5 protein-coding genes are annotated in these 4,129 nt (G+C 71.4%); 3 read left to right on the plus strand and 2 right to left on the minus strand.

What is annotated here, in order from left to right:
• On the plus strand, positions 1-841 hold an 841-nt coding region (locus tag G6018_RS10485), incomplete at its 5' end, for a PQQ-dependent sugar dehydrogenase (RefSeq protein ID WP_182639556.1).
• Positions 842-891: 50 nt separating this feature from the next.
• A complete protein-coding gene (gene ilvD / locus G6018_RS10490; RefSeq protein WP_179525624.1) occupies positions 892-2,616 on the plus strand; it encodes a dihydroxy-acid dehydratase in 1,725 nt (574 codons plus the stop codon).
• Between the two features lie 83 nt (positions 2,617-2,699).
• Here ilvD and G6018_RS10495 read toward each other — a convergent pair whose 3' ends face one another.
• Together G6018_RS10495 and G6018_RS10500 are read right to left on the minus strand one after the other, a co-directional pair.
• Complete coding sequence (locus tag G6018_RS10495) at positions 2,700-3,095, minus strand: VOC family protein (RefSeq protein ID WP_179525623.1); 396 nt, start codon at positions 3,093-3,095, stop codon at positions 2,700-2,702.
• Positions 3,096-3,127: 32 nt separating this feature from the next.
• Positions 3,128-3,814: a PhoU domain-containing protein gene (locus G6018_RS10500; RefSeq protein ID WP_179525622.1), complete on the minus strand. Its 687-nt coding sequence runs from the start codon at positions 3,812-3,814 to the stop codon at positions 3,128-3,130.
• Positions 3,815-3,976: 162 nt separating this feature from the next.
• Between G6018_RS10500 and G6018_RS17580 the strand changes: the two genes are divergently transcribed.
• On the plus strand, positions 3,977-4,111 hold the full coding sequence (locus tag G6018_RS17580; protein WP_259844327.1) for a hypothetical protein: 135 nt from the start codon (positions 3,977-3,979) through the stop codon (positions 4,109-4,111).
• Positions 4,112-4,129 lie beyond the last annotated feature (18 nt).

Genomic DNA, 4,129 nt, shown 5'->3' on the forward strand with positions numbered 1-4,129 from the left:
AGGTCTCCACGACGTCGCCGCGGGCGCCTCCCACGCCGAGGACGGCGCCGTCTACCTCAGCTGGGTGCGCGACCATCCCGAGGGCGCGCAGGGCGTGGTGGGCCGCGGCACGCTCGACGTGGACCGCGCCGAGCTGACGGACCTGGAGGTGATCTGGGAGCAGGACCCCGCCGCCGGCAACGGACACTTCGCGCTGCGCCTGCTCGTCCTCGACGACCACCTCTACGTGACCTCGGGCGACCGCCAGGAGCAGACCCCCGCCCAGGACACCGCCAGCAACCTCGGCGCAGTGGTCCGCCTGACCCTCGACGGGGACCCGGCGCCCGGCAACCCGTGGGCGGGGGACGGCGGCTCCTCCGCCGACCTCTGGACCATCGGTCACCGCAACCCCCTGGGCATCGCCGCGGACCCGCAGGGCGGGATCTGGGTGTCCGAGATGGGCCCCCGCCACGGCGACGAGCTCAACCTGCTCGCCGAGGGCGCGAACTACGGGTGGCCCCGGGCCTCGATGGGACGGCACTACGACGGCGGGGACATCCCGGACCACCGGGACGGGGACGGCTTCGTCCCACCCGCCACCTACTGGGTGCCCGCCATCTCTCCCGGCAGCCTCCTGATCTACGGCGGGGACCGCTTCGACGGGTGGGCGGGCAGCGCGCTGGTGGGCGGCTTGTCCGGCCAGAATCTGGTCCGCGTGGAACTGCGGGACGAGACCGCGACCGTCGTACGGGAATGGGACATGGGCGAGCGGGTCAGGGCGCTCGCCGAGGCCCCCGACGGGGCGATCTGGGTGCTCGAGGACGGCCCGGGCGGGCGCCTGCTCGAGCTGACCCCGGTCTGACCCGTCGCGTCTCCTGCGGCCCTCTCCCGTCCACCGCCTAGTCTGGCGGTATGACGCAGCAGACTGATCAGACGAGCACCCGCGACGGTGTGGACATCAAGCCCCGCAGCCGGGACGTCACCGACGGCCTCGAGAAGACCGCGGCGCGGGGCATGCTCCGCGCGGTCGGGATGGGGGACGACGACTGGGTCAAGCCCCAGATCGGCGTCGCGTCCTCGTGGAACGAGATCACCCCGTGCAACCTCTCCCTCGACCGGCTGGCCAAGGCGGTCAAGGAGGGCGTCCACTCCGGCGGCGGGTACCCGCTCGAGTTCGGCACCATCTCCGTGTCCGACGGCATCTCGATGGGACACGAGGGCATGCACTTCTCGCTCGTGTCCCGCGAGGTGATCGCCGACAGTGTCGAGACGGTGATGAGCGCCGAGCGGCTCGACGGGTCGGTGCTGCTCGCCGGCTGCGACAAGTCCCTACCGGGGATGCTCATGGCCGCCGCGCGCCTCGACCTGGCCGGCGTCTTCCTCTACGCGGGGTCCACGTTGCCCGGCTTCGCCACGCTCTCCGACGGCACGGAGAAGCAGGTCACCATCATCGACGCGTTCGAGGCCGTCGGGGCGTGCTCGCGCGGTCTGATGAGTCGCGAGGACGTCGACACCATCGAGCGCGCCATCTGTCCGGGCGAGGGGGCGTGCGGCGGCATGTACACCGCCAACACCATGGCGAGCGCGGCCGAGGCGCTCGGGATGTCCCTCCCGGGCAGTGCGTCCCCGCCCGCTCCGGATCGTCGGCGGGACGACTACGCCAAGGCGAGCGGGGAGGCCGTGGTCGAGTTGCTGCGCCGCGGGATCACCGCCCGGGACATCATGACCAAGGAGGCGTTCGAGAACGCGATCGCCGTGGTCATGGCCTTCGGTGGATCCACCAACGCCGTCCTGCACCTGCTCGCGATCGCCAGCGAGGCGGAGGTCGAGCTCACGCTCGACGACTTCGCCCGCATCGGCGCCAGGGTGCCGCACCTCGCGGACGTCAAGCCGTTCGGTGCGCACGTGATGACCGACGTCGACCGGATCGGCGGTGTTCCGGTGGTCATGAGGGCCCTGTTCGACGCGGGACTCCTACACGGCGACTGCCTCACCGTCACCGGACGCACCGTCGCCGAGAACCTCGCGGACATCGCCCCGCCGGACCCGGACGGGCTGGTGCTGCGCGCGATGAGCGAGCCGATCCACCCGACCGGCGGCATCACGATCCTGCACGGGTCGCTCGCCCCGGAGGGCGCCGTGGTCAAGTCCGCCGGCTTCGACTCCGATGTCTTCGAGGGCACTGCCCGCGTGTTCGAGCGGGAGCGCTCCGCCATGGACGCGCTGGAGGACGGCACGATCACCGCCGGGGACGTCGTGGTGATCCGCTACGAGGGGCCCAAGGGCGGCCCGGGCATGCGCGAGATGCTCGCGATCACCGGCGCCATCAAGGGCGCCGGGCTCGGCAAGGACGTGCTGTTGATGACGGACGGGCGGTTCTCCGGTGGCACCACCGGCCTGTGCGTCGGCCACATCGCCCCCGAGGCGGTGGACGGTGGACCGATCGCCCTGGTCCGCGACGGCGACCGCATCCGCCTGGACGTGTCCGACGGGACACTGGACCTGCTGGTGGACGAGGCCGAGCTGGAAGCGCGTCGCGCCGGGTGGGAGCCGCTCCCGCCGCGCTACACCCGCGGTGTGCTGGCCAAGTACTCCAAGCTCGTGCAGTCGGCCTCGACGGGCGCGATCTGCCGGTGAGGCCCCGCGGCAGCAGGTGACCCCCCACGGTGGCTCACCCACCATCGCATGACCCGGGCTCACACCCGGGTCATGCGGTCGCCCTACTTCGCGTCGGGGTCCGGTTGGTGGATGCCGAACACGTTGCCCTCGGTGTCGAGGAAGTAGCCCTGCCACGCCATTCCCGGCAGGGCGTGCTTGTCCATGGCCACCGTCCCGCCGGCGTCGAGGATCGCGCGGGCGGTGGCGTCGAAGTCCCCGCACCCCATCGTGAGCACCGCGCCGGCGACGGGCGATCCCGTCGCAGGGGTGTCGCCGTTGCGCTGCATGATCGCGCCGTTGATGCCCGGTTGGTCCTCGGGGCCGGAGGTCACGCCGAAGTACGGTGACCCGGCGAAGTCGCTCCAGTCCTGGTAGGTCCAGCCGAAGACGGCAGCGTAGAACGCGCACGCCCGCGCGGGATCGGAGGCGTGGATCTCGAAGTGGATGGGACGGGACACGGCGGGCTCCTCACATCGGAGATCGGATCGGGTCAGTCGAGGACGGTGCCGTCCTCGAGGTGGGAGAGCGACCCGCCCCCGGGCCTCTCACCCGTGGCGAGGTAGACCACGCGGTTGGCGATGCTGACCGTGTGATCGGCGAACCGCTCGTAGTAGCGGGCGAGCAGCGCCAGATCCACCGCCGCGACCGAGCCGTGCGGCCAGTCCTCGGCGGAGATCTGCCGCATGAGGTCGGCGTGGAGGGAATCGACCGCGTCGTCCTCCGAATCGAGTGAGCGAGCGAGGCGGACGTCCTTGGTGGGGAGCAGCTGCCCGAGATTCCGGGCCATGGCCGAGTCCCGCTCCGCGAATTCGCGGATCGTCGGGACCACGGGCCCGGGGATGACCGGGTTGGGGTGGCGTCGGCGGGCGACGCGGGCGATGTGGCCGGTGAGGGCGGCCATCCGCGTGAAGTGCTCGACGATGTAGATGCCGGAGACCACCTGCCGCAGGTCGCGGGCCACGGGTGCCTCGAGCAACAGCAGATCGAAGGCGTGCTGCTCGCTCGCCTCGCGCAGATCCTCCACCTCGGCCGCGCCGTCGATGACCTCGGTGGCGGCGACCTCGTCACCCTCGAGCAGCGCCACGGTGGCGAGGTCGAGGAGTCGGTTGTTCATCTCGCAGAACCGGACCAGCTGGTCGGAGAACTCGTCGAGCTTGGTATGGAGGACGGTGCGCATCCCATGACTGTAGTGGTGGGGCGGGATCGCCGCGATCCCGTTAAGCCAGTGTTCACCGCCCGGGCGGTCGGAGTGGGGGTGCGGGCGTGGGGAATAGATGGACCCATCGGTCTGTTCTGCCCTGTCGTACGCACGTCGCCCGCGTCCCGGAAAGGACACCCGATGATCCCGTTCCCGTACGAGACCACCCGCTCCCGGGAGAGGCGACCCGGCCGGTCGGTGCTGATCGACGCGGACTCGATGGTCGGGGCGCGGGAGATCGGCACCACCGCCTCGCGTCTGCGCGGGCTGGCATGAGCGGGTCCGCGGCCGCCA

It is taken from the genome of Dietzia sp. DQ11-44, from assembly GCF_014145205.1.
GTDB lineage: Bacteria > Actinomycetota > Actinomycetes > Mycobacteriales > Mycobacteriaceae > Dietzia > Dietzia natronolimnaea.